Below are 23,282 nucleotides of genomic sequence, written 5' to 3' on the forward strand. Positions count from 1 at the left end.
CCATTGTAGTTCGGGTTTGGGAACCAAACCCCTACGAGGGTAGGGGCATGGTTTCCATGCCCAAAAGCCCTAATTCTTGACCATTGTAGTTCGGGTTTGGGAACCAAACCCCTACGAGGGTAGGGGCATGGTTTCCATGCCTAAAAGCCCTCTCCCGTGGGAGAGGGTTGGGTGAGGGCACAGATTAGGCCGGGTAAATCCGCAGGCGGCGGTTGGGTTCTTCGCCGAAACTGTCGGATTGGAGGCGATAGTGTTCGACGAGTTCGTGCTGCATTTTGCGGACTTTGGGCGATCGCGGCAGGAGTTCCACCGGTTGGCCCTTGGGAAGCACGATTTGCTCCACGGCTAACCGGGCTTCTTCGAGGGCTTCGAGTTCGTCATCGCTGCCGTTATAGCTGAACAGCCGTAGATCCATCGCTTCGGGGGAGTCGTAGTCATCCATGCCCAGCATCCGCCGTAGGGCCTTGGTGATTTGGGGGAGGCTGCTGGATTTGACGACGTGGATCGGGATTTGGCGGGATTTGGCGATTTGGCGGAGTTTGGTGTGGTTTTTGATTTGCGATCGCAACGCCAGCACCACATCCGCACTGCTGAGATCGCGGGTGATCACCACCGGCACATTGAGCCGCTCGATCGCGCCTTCGAGGTGCGATCGCCCAATCCCGTAGGAATAGACATAGACCGGAAACTCCTCCCCATTGGGCCCCGGAAACCGCTCCTTCGCCACAAACAGATCCTCTGTTTCCAAGGATTGATCGAGGAGTTGATCAAAGCTCGTCGGCTGGGCCGTGGGCACGGGCTGCATCCGGCCCGATGCCCGCCAACCCTGGAGTTGAATCGGCGCATTCACTGGGGTTTTGGGGCGTTTCGGCTGGGCGATCACCGCCTCTTGTACCACTTCCACATCCCCGGATTGATTCACCGCCCGCACCTCCGGCACTGGCTCACTGCCCCGCAGCAGATGATCCACCGTCGTCGCCACATCTTGATGAATCGCCCAGCGTTGCCGCTCCCACATTTCCACCGCAATTTCAAAGGTGGGCGGCGCTTTGCGTTCGAGGACGGTTTTTTGCGATCCCCGTCGTCGGGCTTCATCATCGCCGAGGGTGACGGCTTGGATGCCGCCGATCAGATCCGAGAGGGTGGGGTTTTTAATCAGGTTTTCGATCTGATTGCCGTGGGCCGTTCCCACCAGTTGCACGCCCCGTTCTGCGATCGTCCGAGCGGCGAGGGCTTCGAGTTCCGTCCCAATTTCATCAATAACGATCACTTCCGGGGTATGGTTTTCCACCGCTTCGATCATGACCCGGTGTTGTAATTCCGGTTGTGCCACCTGCATCCGTCGCGCCCGCCCGATCGCAGGATGGGGAATATCGCCATCCCCAGCGATCTCGTTGGAGGTGTCAATCACCACCACCCGTTTATTGAGATCATCGGCAAGAACGCGGGTGATTTCCCGCAGGGCCGTGGTTTTGCCCACCCCTGGCCGTCCCAACAGTAGAATCGATTGCCCCGTTTCCACCAGGTCATGAATCAGGCCAATCGTGCCGAATACCGCCCGACCCACACGGCAGGTTAACCCGACGATCTCGCCCTGACGATTACGCATCGCGCTGATCCGGTGCAAGGTGCGCTCAATTCCGGCCCGATTGTCGCCGCTGAACATGCCGACGTGCTGGACGCTGTATTCCAAATCTTGGCGAGAGATGGGGGTCTGGCTTAAAAATTCTGCCCCACTGGGAAAGCGGGCTTCGGGGAGACGGCCTAAGTCCATCACCACTTCGATCATGGTGTTGTGTTCGGGATGGTTAGCGATCGCGTCCCGCAACGGTGGCGGAAAAATATCCAGCAATTGATCGAGGTTATCCGTAATTTCCGTGCGCGTGGTCATGGGGCCTTTAGCCCCGGAACCGAGGTCGTGATTGGGTGAATTTAGAGGGGTTAAATACACGTTGTTATTAGGGTTGACCATCACAAAATTTTCAAAACAATCAAAAGCAACGGACAGACGGTGGGATTCCGATGCCATCAGATCGACGGGAATCGCGCCGGGGTTTGCCGGCCTGAGGTTTCAGGGGATGCACCAGTGTCGCCGCCAGTCGCACCGCCTCCCCCAGGAGATCGGGGTGATCTTCGAGTTGGGATGATCCACGACGGGCTAAGGACTCCAGCACCGGGGCGAGGAGTTGACGTGCATAGCCGCCATAGCCCACCCCCGCCACACAATGCGGTGATCCGGGCGCAAGGAGGCCAAGCGTTGCCAGTTTTGGCACGGTTTGGGCGTTGGTTCCACCGGCCAGTTGCACCCGACCGGGAAGATTTGCCCCCAGGACTTTCGCCGCTAGCTTGATGCTGGCGTGGGTGGTTCCGGGGCCAATGTCGCCGCTCATGGGGCGGCCATCGGTTTGCCACAACAAGGCGCAGGGCAACGAACCCAGAAGATCGGCCACACTCTGCAAGTAGGGCAAGAGATCGGGATGATCCGGGCAACTAATGGCCAAGAGCTTGAGGCTATGATCACTCGTGTGATTGTGACTAGCGCGATTGTGACTAGCTTGATCGCACCAAGGGCGCAACACTTGCCAGACTCGCTTAAACCCCTCTAGATTGCCCACCTGGGTATGAATTTCCACCGCATCAATGCCAAGGGCAACGAGTTGCGGAACCACTAATTCAGGGGCGGAGACAGAGGATCGCGCTTGAATCAGTTGGCTCGGACAGACGGGCAAACAGCGCCCACAGCCATAGCAGAGGGCATCAATCACGCCAGCGGTTGCCGGGGCGATCGCTGCCGTGGGACAAACCGCCTCACAGGGACGCGGACAGTCCGCCGGGCAGTGGTTGGGGTCAAACTCAGCCTTGCGGAAATGGGGATCAACGCCATCATTGAGGCTGACCATCAACCAGGGTTGAGCCTGTCCCGCGCCGTTCTGTCCAGGGGCTGAGTCTCGCAACTGGGCCGCAACCCGCAACGCAACCTGAGTGGCCTGAATGACAGCCGGATCGGCGGCCAAATCAATACAGTCAGCGCCCGCCAAGGTATAGGCAAGGGCAAGGTTGCGCACAGCCGGTAAATGCTGAAAGCTTGCGCCGCAAATCAGCTTGAACCACTGTCCTGTTTCGATGGCGTGTAAAGGCGAGTTACATTTGTTCACCTCTCTATGCTAAAACGTTGTTTCCCAAAGTAGGCAACTTTATTCGAGGCAATTACTCGCCAGGCTACATCTAGTGTGTTCGCAAATTCCAGCACCGTTAATTAGTGTTGTGGCGTGATCCCCGTTGATCCCGTCGCACTGTAACACAAAATAACACAAAATACTACAAAAGAGGCCGCAAGGGGCTGAAGCCACCTTATTTGTGAATTTTGAAAAGTCCAGACCAAGCGACTTTAGCCCCTTGCTCCCCCACAGCGCGATCGCACCCAGTCCCCCACAAAAACCCTGCCCGTGCAATGCTGCCCGTTTCACAAACGGTAACAAGCGGGGATTTTTCAAAATGACCGTTCATACTAGAGCCAATTGACGTTGAATTTAAAACTATGCTCAAGGATGCTCGGATTGCCCAGATTAGTTTTCTGGCGTTGTTTTTACTGTTAGGCATTAGCACCCGTGACTGGACATTGCGCCCGGAACTGTTGGCGGTGTTGGGGGCGAGTTGCCTGGGGATGCAGTGGGTGACGCGATCGCTCCTGCCCACCCTCCGCCATCAGCCTGGGGTGAAACTCTGGGCGATCCCCTCTTGGGAAAGTGCGCTGATCACCGGGTTGGGGCTGTGTTTGCTGTTGCGGGGCAATACGGTGGCGACGATGGCGTTAGCGGGGGGGGCGGCGATCGCCAGTAAAACCCTCTTTCAATACCGCGATAAACACTTCTTCAACCCCGCCAACTTCGGCATTATCGTCGCCCTTCTCCTCACCCCCGATGCGTGGGTATCGCCCGGCCAATGGGGAACCCAAGCTTGGTATTTAATGCTTTTCGTTGGGGCCGGGGGCTTGGTGTTGCGCTGGGTGGGGCGTTGGGAAACCTCGGCGGTGTTCCTCGCCACCTATGCCGGTTTGGAAGCGGTGCGGATGTTTGCCCTCGGTTGGACGGCGGATGTGTATTTACATAAGTTGATGAGCGGTAGTTTGCTGTTGTTTGCCCTGTTCATGGTCACCGATCCGCGCTCGATTCCCAATGCGCGGCAGGGTCGCTTTGTTTGGGCGGCGGCGGTGGCCTGGTTGGCGTTTTTACTGCAAGAGGAATTTTTTGTCAGTACGGCGATGTTTTGGGCGTTGTTTGCGCTGTCCCCCTTAACACCGGTGCTAGATCGGGTCTGGCCTAGTGCTCGCTTTCAATGGCAGGAGCCGGAAAGCTGCGCCACTGCTCCATCGTTGATCCATGGGTTAGGCAGCCTAGAGTAGTCGCCCCCCGCCAAGCACTTCTTGGGCTTCTCAGTTTGGTGGCAGAGCCACCCCGGTAGCGTGCCACGGCGGAGCTATGGCACGAGAGTGATGGGTTCGAGAGGAGTGGGCTTGTTGTATTTGTTTTAGGAGTCAAAAATTGTGATGATTTTTATGTGTAAGGGTTGGCGATCGCTGCTCGCGTCGCTGTTGGCGATCGTGATGTTTGTGGGGATGGCCCCGGCGGCGTTGGCGTTTTGTGGATTTTATGTGGCGCAGGCCGATGCGGATTTGTTTAATCAAGCGTCCCAAGTGATTATTGCGCGGGATGGCGATCGCACCGTCCTCACCATGGCCAATGATTACGAAGGCGAGTTAGAGGATTTCGCCCTGGTGGTTCCCGTCCCCGTCTTGCTCACGGAAGAGCAAGTCCATGTGGGCAATCCGGATATTTTGAAGCGGTTGGATGAATTCAGTGCGCCGCGTTTGGTGGAATATTTCGACAGCAACCCCTGTGAGCCGCAAATGTTGCGGATGCCCTCTGCTGTGCCTGCCCCTGCGGCGGCGGAAGCAGACAGTGTGGGGGCGAGTAGCGATCGCTCCCTCGGTGTCACGATTGAAGCCGAATTCAGCGTCGGGGAATATGACATCTTGATCCTCAGCGCCAAGGAATCCAGCGGTCTCGAAACCTGGCTGCGCCAAAATGACTACACCATCCCCACCGGAGCGAGTGAAGTTCTCCACCCCTACATCCGCCAAGACTTTAAATTCTTCGTGGCCAAGGTGAATCTAGAGGAAATCAACGCCGATGAACCCCAAAACCTGCGCCCCTTGATGATGGCCTACGAATCGCCCCGGTTTATGCTGCCGATTCGGTTGGGGATGCTCAACGCCAACGGCGATCAAGACTTGATCATCTATCTCCTCACCCCCAGCGGTCAGGTGGAAGTGACCAACTATCGCACCGTGAAAATTCCCTCCGACACCGATGTTCCGGCGTTTATTGAGGATGAGTTTGGCGAATTTTATCAAGCCATGTTCCAAACCGCCTACGAACAGGCTAATAAAGAAGTGGCGTTTTTAGAGTATGCCTGGGATATGTCCTGGTGTGACCCCTGTGCGGCCAATCCCCTCACGCCGGCTGAACTGCGCGAGGCGGGGGTGTTTTGGTTGAATTCGGGACGCGGGGATGAGCCTCGGATCGCGCCGACTCCGTTTCCGCAACCGGGGGCGGTGAATGCCTATATCACGCGGCTCCATGTGCGCTACAGCCGCGATCGCTTCCCGGAAGATCTCGCCTTCCAAAACACAGGAAACACCCAAAATTTCCAAGGGCGGTACGTGATTCGCCATCCCTATCGCGGGGAAATGTCCTGTAGTGCAGCGGATCAGTATCGCAAGGCGGTGCGGGAACGCCAAGAACAGGCTGGGAATACCGTCGCGAACTTGACCGGATGGAGTAAAACAGAGGTGTATTCCAAAATTGATTGGCTCACAGAACGGTCTCCCCGTCGTCCTTGGTGGCGCGATCTGTGGAACTAGAGCAACACAGTATAGAAAAAACCCATGAAACAACAGCGGCACTGGTGGCGATCGCCCCTGACCGGAATCCCACAGCAATCACGCAGCGCGATCGCCTTGGTTATCGGTCTTCTGAGTTTGCTGATCGCGCCACCAGCCCTGGCTTTTTGTGGGTTTTATGTTTCCCAAGCCAACGCCAGTTTATATAACCAAGCCTCCCAGGTGATCATTGCCCGCAATGGCGATCGCACCGTCCTCACCATGGCCAACGACTACCAAGGCGACGTGCGTAACTTCGCCTTGGTGGTTCCTCTGCCCACCCTGATCCGCCAAGACCAAGTACAAGTGAGCGACCCTGAGATCATCACCCGCCTGGATCAATTCAGTGCGCCCCGATTGGTGGAATATTTCGACGAAAACCCCTGCGATCTCCCCGCACGAGGAGCGACACGGGGCGGGAATCCTGCCCAATTTGACGATGCAGACTATGCCACCCTGGCCGCTGGCAGCCATGGGGTCACCGTCGAGGCTCAGTTCAGCGTCGGTGAATACGACATCGTCCTCCTCAGTGCCCAAGAATCCAACGGCCTAGAAGCCTGGCTGCGTCAAAACCACTACAACATCCCGGCCGGAACTGCCCCCGTCCTCGCCCCCTACATCCGCCAAAACTTTAAATTTTTCGTCGCCAAAGTCAACCTAACGGAATTTCGCGCCAACCAACGCCAACGCCTCCGCCCGTTGATGATGGCCTATGAATCGCCGCGCTTCATGTTGCCGATTCGCCTCGGCATGCTCAACGCCCAAGGCCCCCAAGATTTAATCATCTACTTCCTCACCCCTAGCGGCCAGGTGGAATTAACCAACTATCGCACCGTCCAGATTCCGTCCGATTTTAACGTGCCGGATTTTGTCCAAGCTGAATTTGGTTCCTTCTACAATGCTCTTTTTCACACCAGTCATGAGCAGGCGAATCGAGAAGCGGGCTTTTTGGAATATGCCTGGGATATGTCTTGGTGTGACCCCTGTGCAGCAGAGCCATTATCGGCCACAGAATTACGCAAGGCGGGGGCGTTTTGGGTGGATGCCCAGGGCAGTGGGCCGACCAATCCGGTGTTTATGACGCGGCTGCATCTCCGCTATGGGCGCGATCGCTTCCCCGAAGACCTCAGTTTTCAAACCACCGGCAACACCCAAAACTTCCAAGGCCGCTACATCATCCAACATCCCTACCGTGAACCGATCGACTGTCCCGCTGCGGCGGGCTATTACCGTGAGGTGAGCGATCGCCAACAGATCGAAGCAGAAACCCTCGCCCACTATACCGGCTGGACGGAGCCAGAGGTTAACGCCAAAATGAACTGGCTAACCCCTCCCTCGACAGAGTCCGATCCGTTGCGGCCATGAGAGCGATCGCGTCAGGATTCTCTGGAATTCAGCGGGAGAGTTTCCCAACAGGTCGAGCGAAAACCGTTAGGATAAAGAATCGGCCCTCTTGGTATATGACAGATTGCGGATGTTGATGATCGCAGGAGGGTGTTATTTTTGACGACCCTTCCTGTTCAGGACTTACAGAATCTATGTCTTTGCCTATCGTTGCGATCGTTGGTCGCCCGAATGTCGGAAAATCTACGTTGGTGAATCGCCTCGCCGCCAGTCGCCAAGCGATCGTCCATGATCAACCGGGGATTACCCGCGATCGCACCTATCAACAAGCCTTTTGGCTCGACCGTGACTTCATCGTCATCGATACCGGCGGCATTGTCTTTGACGATGACACCGAATTCCTGCCGATGATCCGCGAACAAGCCAACCTGGCCCTCAGCGAAGCCAACGCCGCCATCCTCGTCGTGGACGGCCAAGCTGGGCCCACCCCCGCCGATGAAGAACTGGCCCGCTGGCTACGCCAACAACACCTCCCCATCTTCCTTGCCGTCAACAAATGCGAATCCCCCGACCAAAGCATTATCCTCGCCAGTCAATTTTGGGAATTGAACCTCGGTGAACCCTATCCCATCTCCTCCATCCACGGCAACGGCACCGGGGACTTACTCGATGCCGTCGTCGCTGAACTCCCCTCCATTGATGAACTCCCCGAAATTGAAGAAACCAATGTTGCGATCGTCGGTCGGCCCAACGTGGGTAAATCCACCCTGTTGAACGCCCTCACGGGTCAAAATCGCTCCATCGTCAGCCCCATTTCCGGCACTACCCGCGACACCATCGATATGCACATCGAGCGGGACGGGACAAACTACCGCCTCATTGACACTGCGGGGATTCGCCGCAAAAAAAATGTGGAATATGGGGCGGAGTTTTTCAGCATTAACCGGGCGTTTAAGGCGATTAAGCGGGCCGATGTGGTGCTGCTGGTGATCGATGCGGTGGATGGGGTGACGGAACAGGATCAGAAGCTCGCCGATCGCATCATTGAAGAAGGTCGCGCCGCGATCATCGTCGTCAACAAATGGGATGCCGTCGAAAAAGACTCCTACACGATCTACGACTTTGAGAAACATATTCGCGATCGCCTCTACTTCTTCGACTGGGCCGAAATGCTGTTCATCAGTGCCCAAACCGGCCTCCGCGTTGATAAACTCTTCGGCAGCATCGACAAAGCTGCGATCGCCCACCAACGCCGGATCAGCACCGCCGTGATCAACGAAGTCCTCCAAGAAGCGATCCGCTGGCACTCCCCCCCCACCAGCCGCCAAGGCAAACAGGGCAAAATCTACTACGGAACCCAAGTCAGCAGCGCCCCCCCCGTAATCGCCCTCTTCGTCAACGACCCCAAACGCTTCAACGAATCCTACAAACGCTACATCGATCGCCAATTCCGCGAACAACTCGACTTCACCGGAACCCCCGTTCGCTTCGCCTGGCGCGGCAAAAAAGTCCGCGAGGCCGAACGGAGTGCGAATCGCGCCACCAAGGTTTAGACGGGTGCATCTCAGCTATGCAATCCCTCACCCAACCCTCTCCCTCAGGAGAGGGCTTTTGGCTCCTTTCTCCTGCGGGAGAAGGGCTGGGGATGAGGGGATCTTTGGCGAGTCATGGGAATTTGCAAAAGTGAGATGCACCCGGTTTAGACCCTTGATCAAACCTCACCAAAAAAACGGGAGCAATGCTCCCGTTTTTTTTCGTTAAAAAGTACCAAAAATGCGTTAAATTATCGCATCCGGTAAGATCAACATGGCATCCCCAAAGGAATAAAATCGGTAATCATGATCAAGGGCATCTTGATAAAGACTCAGCAGCCGTTCCCGGCCCACTAAAGCACTAATCATAATTAACAAACTGGATTTGGGTAGATGAAAGTTGGTAATCATCCCATCAATAATTTGCCATTGATGACCGGGATAAATAAACGTATCCAAAAACCCCTCAAAGGGTTCACTTAAGGCACGGATACCCCCCACCTTTTGTTGCGCAGCCGCACCCTCTAACGCCCGCACACTGGTAGTGCCCACCGCAATTACGCGGCCACCCTTGGCACGGGTTTCTTTGATTTTGTCAATCGTTTCTGCGCTGATCGATGCCCATTCAGCATGCATCCGGTGGTCACGGATATCTTCGGTTTCGACTGGGCGAAATGTACCAACCCCCACATGGAGCGTTAACTCCGTGCGTTGCACTCCCATGGCCGTCAAAGTATCTAAAAGCTCCGGCGTAAAATGCAGGCCAGCCGTTGGGGCAGCCGCCGAGCCTGATGCTTTGGCATAAACGGTTTGGTATTGTTCTGGATCAGCTTCGGTTTCCGTCACATAGGGCGGAAAGGGAATATAGCCCACCTTGGCGAGCATCTGTTCCATGGTTTTTCCAGGCGGCAGGGTGAATTCCAGCACCCGCCCACCGGTTGTAAAGTCGCGCTCGATTACTCGTCCCCACAGCGGTGTATCATCACCATCTTCGGTTCGTGAGGTGAAGCACACTTCTGTGCCCATCTTGAACCGTTTACCGGGCTTCACCAAGGCCAGCCAGCAGTTTTTGCGGACTTCTCGTAACAGCAAAATTTCCACAGGCGCACCGGTGGATTTGCGACCATAGAGACGGGCTGGCAAGACACGAGTGTTATTCAAGACCAGTAAATCATTGGGCTTGAGCCAATCCGTCAGTTGGTGAAAGTGGTTATGAACATGACTATCGGGAGAATCGACCACAAGCAGACGCGATTGATCCCTAGGAGTGACGGGATTTTGAGCAATCCGCTCCGGAGGTAGTTCATACTGATAACTCGCGAGAATGTGATCTGTTAGGGCCATTCGCTTTCTATTGTTAGGTGTCAGGTTTGTTAGTGTCTATATCATCGTAATGCGAGGAGTCCCTTACGTAGCAATACGGTGAGAATTTTGCCTCACCATCCTACGGGGTTATTTGCCTAGACCGATGGGGAAATTTGGGTAGAGTCACCCATTATAGATCGGGGAACTCTCCCCTACACAAGGGAGGACATAATTAAGGACACTATAAGTAGAGGAACCTAGAATCCCCAATCGATCCCCATTCGTTCGTGAGCCTGCTGATTATGTATTACCTATACTTCTTTGCCAATGCGAGTTTAACGCTTCGTCTCGCTGAATTCTTAATCCAAAAACGATCGCTCTCCGTGGCCTTTATTTCTGTGATTCACCAAATAGACGGCTGGATTGTCCGGGTCAAACTCAATGACCCTGTTTCGGCACAACAACATGGTGACTTTGTCGCCTATATGAATGAGTTAGGCATTCCCTACACGCCTGACATTCATGTCCAGATGGCGTTGTGGAGTTTGGAGACGGGGCAGCCGCCGGTGGATGTGATGCGTCGCTATCAGGTGGCGATCGTGTCCCATGGTGATCCGGACAAGGCGGATATTGAGGCGTTCCGCCGTCAGTTCACCCGTGGGTTAGGCTATTGTCCGGAAACCTTGGCGTAGGGAATGCGGGGGGGTAATCGCTAAAGTTGGCAGGCCCTCGACTGAATCAACTAACCCAAAACCGATCATGGTTGCGGTGTCTCCGACCGTTGAGGGGTAAGCTTCAGATTGATTGATGGGGTTCTGATGGGGAGGGTTGATATTCCGGTGTGTTGATACCCTGGTGTAGAGATCAGCGTGAGAACTAAGTTCAAACCCACCCCGTCGATTAATCCTGTAGACGTGTGAATTCCCAGTGCTGACCTACAGTAAAACGCCGGCTTCCTGATTCCTTGGCTATGATGGCGGGCGAAAATTCATTGAAGTGAAGTTGTCCAGCTTGACAGACGGGAGGTAAGATTAGCTGTCTCGATGTGAGCGTGATTTTTTGGCCTTATATTTATTGTATTTAACGAGGGTGATAATTGAAAATGCGAGAGCAGAAGCACCAGTCAGCCAACCAATTATCGGAATTAAGGTAACAACCGATAAAATCAGAATAACAAGATCCCAAGGATTTGTGTTGAATCTGTTATCCCGTGCAACGATGTAGTTGCAAATGCTAAATCCTATGGCTGGTACAAAGAGAAACCATGTGAGATAAACAACACCAATAATTGGGATAACAGCAATTGAAAAAATCACAATATTTGCGATAACAAATGGAAAATACGTTTTTTCTAAAGTAGACACTTGAGTAAACTCCTTAACAAGTGGTTAATGCAATCGTAGACTAAAGCTCATGATTACTTAGTAGAAAGGACTAGATTCTTGATAAAATTTACAAGCATTGAAATCCTAGAACCATTGGCTACCATGGCTTTTAGTGGGTAAATCTAATGTAAATCACAATCTAGTCAACCTACTTCACGAACAAGTATAGTCAACAAATGAATTTAATATCTAAAGCCTTATTCTTTTTTAATAAACATTCCTGAAAGTCACGAAAATTTGACCTTCGACTTAATTGCTCCCTTGGTTCTGCACTACACATAATTTCAATGCGAAATTTATTGAAGTCCCATCAAAACTAGGCTGAAAATACCATGATGCTGCCGGAATAGCACGACACCCACACCTGACGTTTTTCCGGGTCGTAGGTAATGCCGATGGGTTTATCGTTCACATCGACGGTTTTGACCACTTCCATCGTGGCGGTGCGCACTTTGGCCATGGTGTTGGAATGGTAATTGACCACGTAGAGGAAGTCGCCATCGTCGGAGAGGATCATGCTGCGGGGGGCGTTGCCGGTGGCGGTTTTGGTGACGACGCGCCGGGTTTCGAGGTCAATTTTGGCGACTTGGCTTTCACCGTTGAGGCTGGTGTAGAGATAGCGGCCGCTGGGGTCAAGGTTGAGATGGCGGGGCGATCGCCCCACGTTTTCGATCCAATCAACTTGGAAGGTATCGAGATCCACCTGGGCGATATTTTGCGACCCCATAATCGCCACATAGGCCGTGCGGGACTGTTGATCCACCACAATCCCCCTGGGATACCGCCCCAACTCCACCCGCTGAATCTCACGCCCCTGTTGCACATCAACAATGCTGAGATCATCCGTACACCAGTTGGTCACTAAGACATAGCGATTGTCGGGGGTGGTGGCGACGAATTTAGGCACAGAACCGACGCGGATCACTTGGTCGATGGCAAAGGTTTCCGTGTTGATCCGATAGAGAAAACTGTCGTCTGTGCCTTGGGTGGGGGTGCATTTGTCGCTGCCGGGATGGTTAAAGCCCGCCCCATACATTTGATAGTTAGACACCCAGGCATATTTACCGCTGTGGGAAAAGCTGGCTTCAACGGGGGAACCGCGATAGATGCCGGCGTATTGAGGATAGCCAAATTTTTGCAGATCAACGGAATCGGCGATGGTTTTCACAAGGTTGAAGTCGCGATCGTACACGGTGATGCTGTGGCTGTACATCATGTTTTGGGCGAAGAAGAGACCGCGCCCGGAGTGGACGATGGATTTGGGGGCGATGTTGCCGTAGATGGTTTTTTGCAGTTCCAGCGATGGCTCGGTGGCGGCCGATGAAGCGAAGGGGGCAGCATTGCGGGTGAAGCTATCTTCGCGGAAAACGGTTTCGACGGCGCGACTCTGGCCGGTGACGAAGCGATCGCTCCCATTGCCAAAGGACACCGCAAAGGCAATATTGGGCTGCTCATCGGCAATTTGGGCGATGAAGCGTTGGGTGGCGCGGTTAAATGGGGCGGCAATGGGGGCCGGGGGCGGATCACCATCATTGGTGACGGATGCCGCTGAATCCGGGAGGGAGTCAAGGCTGGGGTCGGCGGGACTAGCGGCGGGGTCTACCTGAATGGGAAACGCATCGGCGGGGTTGGCTGCATCATCGCTGGGAGCGGGCGGGCTGTCGGTGGTGGGTTCAAGGTCAGTGAAGCCGTTGCCGCCGACGGTGAAGCCGTCGAGTTGAAAGGGGGAATTGGCGGTGTTGTCGCCGCTGCTGGGCTGGGGTTGCGCCCCGTTTTGGATGCGATCGCGGGTGTTAGGCCCCACCACTCCATCAACTTGCAACCCATTGGTCGCCTGGAAAGTACGCACAGCGGCTTCAGTGAGGGTTCCGTAATAGCCGCTGATGGGGCCGTTAAAATACCCCAGTTGTTTCAACTCTGCTTGCAGTTCCCGCACATGGGCATTGTTTTGACCGTATTTCAACAGGCCGCGGCTGGCACTGTTGAGGGGCGTGTTGATCGTATTGGTGGCGGCTCCGTTGTCGTAGAGAATGTTTTGGGTGGTGGGGCCGGCAATCCCATCAATATCGAGTTGGTTAACCCGTTGGAACTGTTGGACGGCTTCGGCGGTGATCGGGCCGTAGTAGCCGGTGATCGGGCCGTTGAAGTAGCCTTTGCTTTTCAGGGTGGCTTGGAGGGTTTTGATCTCGCTGCCCCGATCGCCCACTTGCAGCGCGATCGCCATGTTTTGCAAACTGAGGGTAAAGAGGGCGATCGCCACCATCATCCAGGTGGTGGAAACCAGACGCAACTGAGCCGAACGGATAAAATTCGGCAATGAAATTTCAAAGCTGAGGGGATCGGTGTCAGCCTCAAACACTAAGCTGTAATAGAGGTAGGACAAAGATTCCATAGAGATCTCACTGCCAGTTTTCCGCTATCCTACATCGATAATTTCACCTACGTCCATAGTTTTTGTCGGTGGAACTTAACAACTTAAAAGAACTTAAGAACGATTTAACAGAATCGTTGCGCCGCTTGCCGCTGCTGTGGACGTTTTAATGGTGCAAGGCCATGAGCAACAAGGGGACAAGCAGGGCAACAAGACCCCCGATCAGCCACCGATTTTGCTGCTCGGCCAGGAGTTGCCCCAAGCGTTCCTCACTGGGCAGATCTGCGGCTAATAGTGCATTGATTCGGGTTTCAACCCGAGTCGGTTGATCATGGAGGGGGATGACTTGGGCGGCGGGGGGGATGAAGGGCGATCGCACCACCACCAACAGGGCCTCGGCTAAGGTCAAGGGGTCTACCTGGGTTGCTGCCCAATGATCCGCCCGCAATTCCCGCAACAGCAATAATTCTTGCCAGAGGGCTTCCGTGCGAGGCAACCAGCCGGTCAAACGCCGTAACCATCCCAAGATCCAAAACCAGAGGGTGTCTTGATAGTAGCGATGGGCCTGCTCGTGGGCGAGGACACCTTGTAATTGTTCAGCGGTGAGCCGTTCGATCAAGCCTTCACTAATCACCAATTCCGATGGCCACAAACCCACATGACCCGCAAAACAATCGGGCATTTTTAAGAGGCGGGCTTGGACAGTTCCGAGGGTGATCAGGGGGTAGGTTTGGGCGGCGGCTTTGGCCCGCATCCCCTGCACCATCAACACCAGCAGCCAACCAAAAGCACCCCCCAACAGCAGCACACTGAAGCCATAGCCCACGCCGCCAACGGTCATGCCGAGCATCATCCCGTTGGGGCCCATTAAGGCGATCGCCAGGGCCGTGGTCAGGAGTAAGACGGGGGGCAGGGTAAAAGCACCGAGGGTGCGAGTCCAACGCTGGGGCCAGGGCAGCGTCGCGGGAATTTGGGTGGATCGCAAGAGTACGGAGATTGCGATCGCCCCAATCACCATCACAATATGCATGGGGTCTACTCCGAACGAGCGGCACGAGCGGCTTTAATGCGTTGGGCCAGTGCATCGAGTTGATTCATACTGGCTTGATCCAGACTGTCGGCAAAGGCAGCCACCACATCGGGATTATTTACCCCTAGCACCTGTTGGAGATGGTGATTCGCCCGGAATACCTGGGCATCGGTGCGGCTCAGGAGAGGAGTCCAACGGAAGGAGCGCCCCACTTTTTGCCGTTTCACCCAACCTTTGGCCGCCAAGCGTTGGAGAACCGTGGTGATGGAGGTGTAGGCGAGTTCCCGCTGAGGATCACTGAGGATGCGATCGTGAATTTGCTTCACGGTGGCGGTTTCAAAGTCCCAAAGGAGTTCGACAATTTCCGTCTCTAGGGGGCCGAGAGACATCTGTTGAGGGCGGTGTGCTGGAAATGGAGCCATAGCGTTAAAGAGTCGTACGGACGGATTTCACGATCCTATCCCATCAATCTTAGGATCAAATGAATTGACAGGCTTGGGGCTGGTTAACTGACTTGATAGCCCTCACCCCCAACCCCTCTCCCAGAAGGCTACTGCTTATACATAACGTTCAAATGTTGGCCTCGTCTGCGTTTGATCCCCCTAAATCCCCCTTCTTAAGGGGGACTTTTTTGCGTTCCCCCCTTCTTAAGGGGGACTTTTTTGCGTTCCCCCCTTCTTAAGGGGGACTTTTTTGCGTTCCCCCCTTTTTAAGGGGGACTTTTTTGCGTTCCCCCCTTTTTAAGGGGGGCTAGGGGGGATCGAGAGAAGGTGAACATCGTTAAGAGCAGTTTGTGTATAAGCAGTAGCCCCTAGGGAGAGGGCTTTCCGGGATCTGGCTAATTTGGTCAGTCAACCAGGGTTTGGAGTATTGTAACAGTTCGCAATCTTTGACAAGCGGTCTTTTGACAGGGGTGAAGCTTTATTCCAACAATGACGACATGAATCCTGTTTCAATGAGAACAATACCCATGCGACGCATTATTACTACGCTTGTTTTAACTCTCTCTTTAGTCTTTATGATCGGCTTACGTCCGGCCCAAGCTGCGGATTTAGGCAAAGGTGCAGCGGTGTTTAGTGCCAACTGTGCCGCGTGCCATATCGGAGGAAAGAATGTCGTTAATGGTGCGAAAACCTTGAAGAAAGAGGATTTAGTCAAATACGGCATGGATAGTATTGAGGCGGTTAAAACCCAAATCATGAAGGGTAAAGCCGCAATGCCTGCGTTTACGGGTCGTCTCAGTGCTGAGGATATCGAAAACGTGGCGGCCTATGTTTTGAGTCAGGCTGAATCGGGTTGGTAAGTTAGGCCGATCATGCTTGAGAAGGCATCAAATCGCTTCGGCATAGCTCTGAGCAGCTTGGCCGGGGCGTTGTGCTGCAAGCCAGGGTAAAAGGATGTGATGGAATTGATCGGGGCATTCGTCGTGGGGGCAATGGCCTGCACCGGGGAGGGGGACGAAGGTGAGGCGGGGATTCAAGCCGGTGAACTGTTGCGACAGGGCGAAGGGAACCATGCGATCGCACTCCCCCCAGATCAATAGACTCGGCTGGGTCAACGCTGCGATCACCTCCCGCATCGGCGGCGAAAACTGGGGCTGGCGCAGGGATTTCGACAGGGCCACGAGGGTATCCCCGGCCCCCACGTCGTAGGCCGGGTTGGACAACAGCGCCACCAATTCATCATCCACCGCCGTAGGATCGGGATAGGCGATCGCCACCCACCGCCGGATCATCGCCGGTCGTCGCACCACCCGCAAAATCAGCTTAATCAACGGCGGCGGCGCAAAGAGGGATTCGATCGCATTCACCACCGGCCGGAGCGGAGCCGGAATCGCGGCTTGACGCAGGGAGACATCGGGCAGATTAATCAAGACCACCGCCTCCACCATCTCCGGATGGAGTTGAGCCGCCCGCGCACAGACGAGAGAACCGAGGGAATTGCCCACCAGCACGATGGGGCGTTGAATCAAGAGCCGCCAAAACTGATAAAGCTGATCCACCCACAGATCGAGGGTGTATGGGGTGTTGGCTTTGCGGGAGCCGCCGAAACCCAGGAGATCGAGGGCGTAGACGGTGCGATCGCGCCCCAACACCGGCACATTATGCCGCCAATGTTCCACCGCTGCCCCAAAGCCATGGATCAACACCAGCGGCGCATAACCGTGATCCTGACTCGGCCGCGACACCGAATAACGCACCGGCCAGCCCCGCCAAATCCAATCCCGCTGCGGGCCCAGTTTTGCCTCCCAGTAGCGTTGTTCATCCCGCGTCCGGTTCAACCCCATGCTCATCCCTCAAACCATTGCCCCCATTCTAGCGACGGAATCCCCTCCCCATCATGCTCGGCCCTCCTTTGCACCCTGCTCCCAGGGCCCAAGCATTGCAAAAACTTAACAGGGTACGAAATCCCTAGAGAGTCGGTACAATGGCGGGTAAACTGAAGACTCACATTCTAAAAATTTACCCATTACAGACCGTCAACTAGCCTGAAACACAACCTGTGAAAGATAGACGAACCCGCCGAGATGTGCCGCAAATCAACGAGCGCATCCGCTACCCCCAAATTCGTGTGATTGACACTGACGGAGCCCAGGTCGGAATTATTTCCTCCGAGGATGGCCGTCGTCTTGCTGAAGAGCGAGAGTTAGATTTAGTGCTTGTTAGTGATAAATCCGATCCGCCAGTGTGCCGGATTATGGACTACGGCAAATATAAATTTGAGCAAGAAAAGAAAGCGCGTGAAGCCCGTAAGAAGCAGCACACCGCAGATGTGAAAGAAGTCAAAATGCGCTACAAAATCGAAGAGCATGACTATCAAGTGCGGGTGAGTAGCGCGATTCGTTTCCTCAAGGCGGGGGATAAGGTCAAAGCGACGATCACCTTCCGGGGCCGAGAAATTCAACATGCCAACCTAGCCGAAGCCCTGCTGCACCGGATGGCCAAAGACCTCGAAGAGGTGGCCGAACTCCAGCAAGCCCCAAAACGGGAGGGACGGAATATGATGATGTTGCTTTCTCCTAAGAAATAAGCGCGATCGCATCACCCCCTCGTCAAAGCGGGAGACTGCGATCGCCAGTCTACGTTTTGTGATCTACCAGAGCAACCCACCATGAAATCGTCCAAAGGCGTTCGGAACAAAGGAGATTGGCGACAACAACTCCTCAAAGTGGTCAACCTCCGACCGGAGGAGGGAGAGCGCACTTTTTTAATGTTTGCCTTCTACACCATTACCTCGGTGGGGCTGCTCTGGCTCGAACAATGCACGATCGCCCTCTTCCTCGAACGCTTCGGAGCCGAAGGCCTGCCCCTGATCTACGTCGCCAGTGCCCTGATGGGGTCAGGTCTCGGATTTATCTACTCCTGGCTGCAAAATAACTTTCCCCTCAAGCAGGTCTTCATCGTCATCGCCCTGTTGATGTCCCTGCCCCTCCTTCTCTTCCGCACCGGCCTAGAACTGGGAACCACCAACGGCGTTCTCGTCTTGATCACCGTCTTCACCCTCCGCCTCTGGATGGATGCCGAAGAAATTCTCAACGACCTCAACTCCCAAGTTGCCGCCAATCAACTCTTCAACATCCGCGAAATCAAGCGCACCTATCCAATCATCTCCAGCGGTTTGCTCGTGGGGGATGTGGTGTCGGGGTTCTCCCTGCCGATTTTGATTATCTTCATCGGTTTGAAAAACGTCATTTTCGCGGCTTCGCTGATGATTTTGCTGGGGGGCGGCGTTCTCCTCTACCTCAGCAACCGCTACAAACAAGCCTTCCCCGATACCCCTGTCCGCGAACTCGACGAACTGCAAACAAATTATTCCTCCCGCCGCACCGGGGGCACGCTGCGCCGCTATATTATTCCGCTGTTTTCGTTCTTCATCTTGGGGGAACTGCTCTTTCTGCTTGTCGAGTTTCAATACCTCGGCGAACTGGAACGGGTTTATCCCAACACCGATGAAATTGCCGGATTTTTGGGGATTTTTTCCGGGTTTTTAGGGATTTGTGAATTGGCGACCCAGTGGTTTGTGTCCAGTCGGGCGGTGGAACGGTTGGGGGTGTTCGTGGCGGCGATGTTTTTGCCGGTGTCCCTGTCGATTTTGGGATTCATGACCATCTTCTTTGATGTGACAAATCTGGGGGGCTTCGATATCGACAGTGCCCAGGTGTTGTTTTTCGGGGTGATTGTCCTCAAATTCTTTGATGAACTGCTGCGCTATACCCTGATTGCGGGGATTGAGCCGTTTTTGTTCCAGCCCTTACCCGCTGAGATTCGCAGTGATGTCCAAACCCAAGTCCAGGGGATCGCTGAACCGTTATCCACGGGGCTAACGGGGTTGGGGATTTTGTCCACGGTCTGGATCTTGGAGCGGGTGTTGGGTGGGATGTCGGAGGAGGCGGCGCGGGTCACCCAGGGGGGGATCTTTGTGGTGGCGATCGTGCTGTTTTCGATGGTGTGGGCGGCCAGTGCGTTGCTGTTGCGGCAGAGCTATGTGAGTTTGCTGGTGCAGAGTGCGGAAAATGGCCGCCTGGGGTTTGGGTCGGTGGATCTGAAGGCGTTTAAGCGGGCGATTATTGACTCGTTGGATCAGGATACGCCGGATGAGGATAAGCGATCGTGCATTCAACTCCTTGAACGGATTGATCTGCCCAATGCGGGGGAATTGCTCGCGCCGCGTTTGGTGAAGCTGTCGCCGAGTTTGCAATTGCTGAGTATGAAGGCGATGCTGAACTATCCGAAGCCGGACTATCTCAACTATGTGCAGCGGTTGATTGAAACGAAGCCGAGTTTGGATGTGTTGGCGTTGGCTCTGCGTTATATCTGGTTGGCACAGCCGGAGTTGGAAACCCATACCCTCAAGCCCTATTTAAATGAACGGGTGGATGCGATGGTGCGGGGCACGGCGGCGGGTTTGATTTTGCGGCGGGGGACGGTGGACGATCGCAAGGAAGCCACGGCGACCCTGGAACGGATGCTCACCTCGAACCGGGAAAAAGACCGGGTGATTGGGGTGCAAGCACTGCAAGAGGCCGATGAAGCGTCGGATCTGAGTCAGTTTTATATTCCGGTGCTGTTGCAGGATGAGTCGGCGCGGGTGCGCTGTGCGCTGTTGGAGGCGATCGCGGCGAAATCCCTCACCGATTACTATCCTTCCCTGCTGAAGGGCTTGTATTACCGCTCGACCCGTGACGCGGCGAAACAGGCATTGGTGAAGCTCGGCGATGGGGCGATTCTGCTCCTGGGTGCGGTGGCGGAGGATATTCACAAACCGGATTTTATTCGTCAGCAAGCCTGGTCAGCCTTGGCGGAAATCGGCACAGAAGGCGCGATCGCTACCCTCGTCCAGCACCTCCTCACCAGTTGGGGCACGTCGCGCCGGAACCTCCTGCGCATTCTCTTAAAAATTCCGGGCGATCAAGGCATTGAAGCGGTGCTTGAGCAGATCGGCCGCAGTGGTGTCGAAGCGTTAATTGAGCAAGAACTGTTCCTCTTGACCCAGATTCTGAGTGCTGAGTTGGATTTCTCCCCGGACGCGATCGCCGGCCGCGAAGCCGATCTGCTGCGGGATTCCCTCATTGGGATGCAGTCGGATATCCTCGATCGCTGCTTCTTGGTGATGAAACTGCTCTACCCCTTCAGCGCCATTCAGGCCGCGATTCTCAACCTCGATTCCGATTCTGAAGTGAGCATCGCCCTGGGGTTAGAAATTCTCGATAACACCCTCGATATTCCCCAAAAACAAGCCCTGCTGCGGGTGATGGAGCGTCGTCCAACGCGCGATCGCCTCAACGACCTCAACGACCTGATGCCCTACGAACCCCTGCCCCCCAACGAACGGCTGCGGCGACTCCTCGACCTCCGGCACTTCCTCTCGGACTGGACGCTCGCCTGCTGTTTCCACCTCGCCCGCGAACAACGCTGGGCCGTGAGTCGTGAGGCCACCCTCGTCGGGCTACGCCACCCCAGTAGTTTTGTGCGAGAGTCCATCCTCGCCTATCTCAAAGCCGCCAGTCCGCGCACCTGCTTAGAACTCCTCCCCATTTTAAAAAATGATCCCGATCCCCTCGTGGCGGCTCAAGTGGATCACTTAAAAATGGAGTTAAATAGTACACCATAGAGCCAGTCCTTGATAGTTCACCTGCAATCTTCCCTTAAATCGCCATGCTAAGCAGTTTTGAACGCCTTCTGTTTATTCGGCGTGTTTCAATTTTCCAAGAATTACGCGACGAATTTCTCGTCAAGCTTGCGTCGGCCATGGATGAACTCTCGTTTCCCAGCGATCACACGATTTTTGAGCAAGGGGAAGAAGGGCGATCGCTCTACATTGTGATTTCCGGTCGGGTGCGGGTTCATTCCGGCGATCGCGACCTCGCCCGCCTCGATGCCGGCTCCATTTTTGGCGAAATGGCCCTTTTCGATGCCGAACCCCGTTCCGCCTCCGTCACCACCACCGAAACCTGCGACTGTCTCACCCTCAACCAACTGCAACTGATCGACGCGATCGAAGAAACCCCCGAAATCGCCGTTAACATCACCCGCGCCCTCTCCCGTCGGATTCGCGAACTCAACGGCAAGATCAACAGCTACGAAAGCGAGATCAAAGAAATGCGAGCGGTGAATAGCCCCCTGCGGTGAGGAGAATCGGGGTAAGTCAATTTGCCTCAAACTCTTGTCCGATCAGGCTTGCGGTGGTTTAATATCCCTACTTCCGATTTTCTCCAAAGAAAAATCATTCATCTCTGGACAGAGATGGCTAAAATAACAGTTAAGTTCAGTAAAGGTGCAGTAGAAGTCCGGATGAATTTTGAACAGGATCATCAACTTTGCCTCGACAAGCTCCTGTGGGCCACGCGCCAACTGGAAGTAGACATCAGCGATCGCGACCTCGCCAAAATCGCCGAAATCATCGTCCAAACCATGACTGGGCCCTGGCGATACTTCCACACCCCCGACCACATTTTTGAAGTCGGCGGCTCTGCCAATGCGATCGAAGTCCTCGCTGCCCTCTTTCATGACCTCGTCTACGTCCAAGTCGATCAAACCGTCAACTTTAACCTCACCTTCTACATCGTCCCCTTCATCCGGGAAGTCAAAGAACACCTCTACATCCGCAGCGCCGAAGACCTCCCCGACGACCCCATGTTTGACATGGTGATGCGCGTCTTTGGCTTCAGCCCCAACCAAGAACTCTCCCCCTTCGCCGGCCAAAACGAATTCCTCAGCGCCCTCGTCTGTGCCAAAGTCTTAGAACCCTTCTTTAGTACCGGGTTAATCCTCAAGATCATCGCCTGTATTGAAACCACCATTCCCTTCCGCCCTGCCTCTGACGGACTCACCCCCGCTGAACACCTCTACGACCGTCTCAAGGCCGCCAACGCTGACTATCAACTCAACCTCACCGACGACGAACTGATCCAAGCCGTCCAACAGGCCGTCCGCATGGCCAACCGGGACGTGGGCAGCTTCGCTAACCCCAGTTCCGCCCGGTTCCTCGATAACACCTGGAGCCTACTGCCGGAAACAAACCACAACCTCAAAAACCCCAGTTCCTACACCGTCAACGAATACCGGGTTGCCCTCCAGAAAATGGAAGGGTTCATGAATTTTCTCAGGCCCGAACTTGTCTTTCAACAATTTCACAACGAACCCAACGACAGCACCTACCAAAATCTCCTCGAACGCGCCGAGCGGAATATCGAGATTGCCCGTCTCTACATCGGCAGCAAACTCTTTACCATGGCGGTACTCGAAGCCCTGTCGCGGCGGTTTGGTCGTAATATCCCCCTCTCCACAATCATGGGGGAACTCAACCCGATGGGGCTGCAAATTGAAACCCTCGAAGACCTCCTACCGGAACTGCCCAATCACCACCCTCCACGCAACACCCTCGAACGCGAGGTTTTAGAACTGCTCGAAAAGGGTCGCTACAGCAGTTCATCCTATGACATCAAAAATTCACCCCTGACCACCCTGATGGTGAGGGTGATGGGCTTTGACCGGATTTGTGAGTTACTCGGTCAAGCCAAGTCGTTCTTTAAGGATGAACTCAGTGGTGAGAGTTTTCTCGCGGCCTGTGATCCTGCGATCGTTGAAACCATTACGGTCAGTATGTCGAAATTATTTGACAGCCGCAAAAAAGCCCTGATGCAATCAACGGCGAGTTAGGCCTTGCGGGACAGTCGAAACCCTGGTCGACTGACAAAATTAGTCAGATCCCGGAAAGCCCTCACCCTAGCCCTTTCCCTAGGGGCTACTGCTTATACACAAACTGCTCTTAACGATGTTCACCTTCTCTCGATCCCCCCTAGCCCCCCTTAAAAAGGGGGGAACGCAAAAAAGTCCCCCTTTTTAAGGGGGATTTAGGGGGATCAAACGCAGAC

General features: G+C 54.7%; 18 protein-coding genes. 10 read left to right on the forward strand and 8 right to left on the reverse strand.

Annotated elements, in window-relative coordinates:
* Positions 1-184: 184 nt before the first annotated feature.
* Entirely contained in the window at positions 185-1,891 is a 1,707-nt protein-coding gene (locus tag PN477_RS20625; protein ID WP_272115716.1) for a R3H domain-containing nucleic acid-binding protein, read from the reverse strand.
* Positions 1,892-1,991: 100 nt separating this feature from the next.
* Positions 1,992-3,155, reverse strand: a complete 1,164-nt coding sequence (gene ldpA / locus PN477_RS20630; protein ID WP_272115715.1) for a circadian clock protein LdpA — start codon at positions 3,153-3,155, stop codon at positions 1,992-1,994.
* Positions 3,156-3,538: 383 nt separating this feature from the next.
* Here ldpA and PN477_RS20635 point away from each other — a divergent pair, with 383 nt between their 5' ends.
* From PN477_RS20635 to der, 4 genes are all read left to right on the forward strand, one after another.
* The gene (locus PN477_RS20635; protein WP_272115714.1) at positions 3,539-4,402 is read left to right on the forward strand and encodes an RnfABCDGE type electron transport complex subunit D; all 864 of its coding nucleotides are present in this window, start codon (positions 3,539-3,541) and stop codon (positions 4,400-4,402) included.
* Between the two features lie 144 nt (positions 4,403-4,546).
* The gene (locus PN477_RS20640; RefSeq protein WP_272115717.1) at positions 4,547-5,923 is read left to right on the forward strand and encodes a DUF2330 domain-containing protein; all 1,377 of its coding nucleotides are present in this window, start codon (positions 4,547-4,549) and stop codon (positions 5,921-5,923) included.
* 24 nt (positions 5,924-5,947) lie between these two features.
* Positions 5,948-7,306 (forward strand): DUF2330 domain-containing protein, encoded by a 1,359-nt coding sequence (locus PN477_RS20645; protein ID WP_272115713.1) that lies wholly within the window; start codon positions 5,948-5,950, stop codon positions 7,304-7,306.
* A 173-nt stretch (positions 7,307-7,479) separates the two neighbouring features.
* Complete coding sequence (der, locus tag PN477_RS20650; protein ID WP_272115712.1) at positions 7,480-8,838, forward strand: ribosome biogenesis GTPase Der; 1,359 nt, start codon at positions 7,480-7,482, stop codon at positions 8,836-8,838.
* Positions 8,839-9,063: 225 nt separating this feature from the next.
* Here der and queA read toward each other — a convergent pair whose 3' ends face one another.
* A complete protein-coding gene (queA, locus tag PN477_RS20655; RefSeq protein WP_272115711.1) occupies positions 9,064-10,161 on the reverse strand; it encodes a tRNA preQ1(34) S-adenosylmethionine ribosyltransferase-isomerase QueA in 1,098 nt (365 codons plus the stop codon).
* Positions 10,162-10,424: 263 nt separating this feature from the next.
* Here queA and PN477_RS20660 point away from each other — a divergent pair, with 263 nt between their 5' ends.
* On the forward strand, positions 10,425-10,814 hold the full coding sequence (locus PN477_RS20660; protein WP_072620404.1) for a hypothetical protein: 390 nt from the start codon (positions 10,425-10,427) through the stop codon (positions 10,812-10,814).
* A 339-nt stretch (positions 10,815-11,153) separates the two neighbouring features.
* Here the strand turns inward: PN477_RS20660 and PN477_RS20665 are convergent, their stop codons facing one another.
* The 4 genes from PN477_RS20665 to PN477_RS20680 all read right to left on the reverse strand — a co-directional run bounded on the left by PN477_RS20665 (position 11,154) and on the right by PN477_RS20680 (position 15,330).
* Positions 11,154-11,486, reverse strand: coding sequence for a hypothetical protein (locus tag PN477_RS20665; RefSeq protein ID WP_272115710.1), 333 nt, complete (start codon positions 11,484-11,486; stop codon positions 11,154-11,156).
* Between the two features lie 337 nt (positions 11,487-11,823).
* On the reverse strand, positions 11,824-13,899 hold the full coding sequence (locus PN477_RS20670) for a peptidoglycan-binding protein (protein ID WP_272115709.1): 2,076 nt from the start codon (positions 13,897-13,899) through the stop codon (positions 11,824-11,826).
* A gap of 145 nt (positions 13,900-14,044) precedes the next feature.
* A complete protein-coding gene (locus tag PN477_RS20675; RefSeq protein ID WP_272115708.1) occupies positions 14,045-14,908 on the reverse strand; it encodes a M56 family metallopeptidase in 864 nt (287 codons plus the stop codon).
* Positions 14,909-14,913: 5 nt separating this feature from the next.
* Positions 14,914-15,330 carry a BlaI/MecI/CopY family transcriptional regulator gene (locus tag PN477_RS20680; protein WP_272115707.1) on the reverse strand — a complete coding sequence of 139 codons (417 nt, stop codon included), beginning with the start codon at positions 15,328-15,330 and terminating at the stop codon, positions 14,914-14,916.
* A gap of 548 nt (positions 15,331-15,878) precedes the next feature.
* On the opposite strand from PN477_RS20680, the gene petJ reads away from it, so the two are divergent.
* Positions 15,879-16,211 carry a cytochrome c6 PetJ gene (petJ, locus tag PN477_RS20685; RefSeq protein WP_417158876.1) on the forward strand — a complete coding sequence of 111 codons (333 nt, stop codon included), beginning with the start codon at positions 15,879-15,881 and terminating at the stop codon, positions 16,209-16,211.
* A gap of 27 nt (positions 16,212-16,238) precedes the next feature.
* Here petJ and PN477_RS20690 read toward each other — a convergent pair whose 3' ends face one another.
* A complete protein-coding gene (locus PN477_RS20690) occupies positions 16,239-17,195 on the reverse strand; it encodes an alpha/beta fold hydrolase (RefSeq protein WP_272115705.1) in 957 nt (318 codons plus the stop codon).
* A gap of 215 nt (positions 17,196-17,410) precedes the next feature.
* Between PN477_RS20690 and infC the strand changes: the two genes are divergently transcribed.
* From infC to PN477_RS20710, 4 genes are all read left to right on the forward strand, one after another.
* Positions 17,411-17,938 carry a translation initiation factor IF-3 gene (gene infC / locus PN477_RS20695; RefSeq protein WP_272115704.1) on the forward strand — a complete coding sequence of 176 codons (528 nt, stop codon included), beginning with the start codon at positions 17,411-17,413 and terminating at the stop codon, positions 17,936-17,938.
* Between the two features lie 81 nt (positions 17,939-18,019).
* A complete protein-coding gene (locus PN477_RS20700; protein WP_272115703.1) occupies positions 18,020-21,019 on the forward strand; it encodes an Npt1/Npt2 family nucleotide transporter in 3,000 nt (999 codons plus the stop codon).
* A 44-nt stretch (positions 21,020-21,063) separates the two neighbouring features.
* Entirely contained in the window at positions 21,064-21,537 is a 474-nt protein-coding gene (locus PN477_RS20705) for a cyclic nucleotide-binding domain-containing protein (protein ID WP_272115702.1), read from the forward strand.
* Between the two features lie 162 nt (positions 21,538-21,699).
* Entirely contained in the window at positions 21,700-23,067 is a 1,368-nt protein-coding gene (locus PN477_RS20710) for a hypothetical protein (RefSeq protein ID WP_417158877.1), read from the forward strand.
* Positions 23,068-23,282 lie beyond the last annotated feature (215 nt).

The organism is Spirulina subsalsa CS-330, from assembly GCF_028330765.1.
Lineage (GTDB): Bacteria > Cyanobacteriota > Cyanobacteriia > Cyanobacteriales > Spirulinaceae > Spirulina > Spirulina subsalsa_A.

Coding starts and splice junctions, on each gene's coding strand:
- PN477_RS20660 (WP_072620404.1), top strand. CDS start 10,425: ATGTATTACCTATACTTCTTTGCCAATGCGAGTTTAACGCTTCGTCTC.
- PN477_RS20680 (WP_272115707.1), bottom strand. CDS start 15,330: ATGGCTCCATTTCCAGCACACCGCCCTCAACAGATGTCTCTCGGCCCC.
- PN477_RS20635 (WP_272115714.1), top strand. CDS start 3,539: ATGCTCAAGGATGCTCGGATTGCCCAGATTAGTTTTCTGGCGTTGTTT.
- PN477_RS20625 (WP_272115716.1), bottom strand. CDS start 1,891: ATGACCACGCGCACGGAAATTACGGATAACCTCGATCAATTGCTGGAT.
- queA (WP_272115711.1), bottom strand. CDS start 10,161: ATGGCCCTAACAGATCACATTCTCGCGAGTTATCAGTATGAACTACCT.
- der (WP_272115712.1), top strand. CDS start 7,480: ATGTCTTTGCCTATCGTTGCGATCGTTGGTCGCCCGAATGTCGGAAAA.
- PN477_RS20710 (WP_417158877.1), top strand. CDS start 21,700: ATGAATTTTGAACAGGATCATCAACTTTGCCTCGACAAGCTCCTGTGG.
- PN477_RS20645 (WP_272115713.1), top strand. CDS start 5,948: ATGAAACAACAGCGGCACTGGTGGCGATCGCCCCTGACCGGAATCCCA.
- PN477_RS20675 (WP_272115708.1), bottom strand. CDS start 14,908: ATGCATATTGTGATGGTGATTGGGGCGATCGCAATCTCCGTACTCTTG.
- PN477_RS20690 (WP_272115705.1), bottom strand. CDS start 17,195: ATGGGGTTGAACCGGACGCGGGATGAACAACGCTACTGGGAGGCAAAA.
- PN477_RS20670 (WP_272115709.1), bottom strand. CDS start 13,899: ATGGAATCTTTGTCCTACCTCTATTACAGCTTAGTGTTTGAGGCTGAC.
- PN477_RS20640 (WP_272115717.1), top strand. CDS start 4,547: ATGATTTTTATGTGTAAGGGTTGGCGATCGCTGCTCGCGTCGCTGTTG.
- PN477_RS20700 (WP_272115703.1), top strand. CDS start 18,020: ATGAAATCGTCCAAAGGCGTTCGGAACAAAGGAGATTGGCGACAACAA.
- petJ (WP_417158876.1), top strand. CDS start 15,879: ATGCGACGCATTATTACTACGCTTGTTTTAACTCTCTCTTTAGTCTTT.
- PN477_RS20705 (WP_272115702.1), top strand. CDS start 21,064: ATGCTAAGCAGTTTTGAACGCCTTCTGTTTATTCGGCGTGTTTCAATT.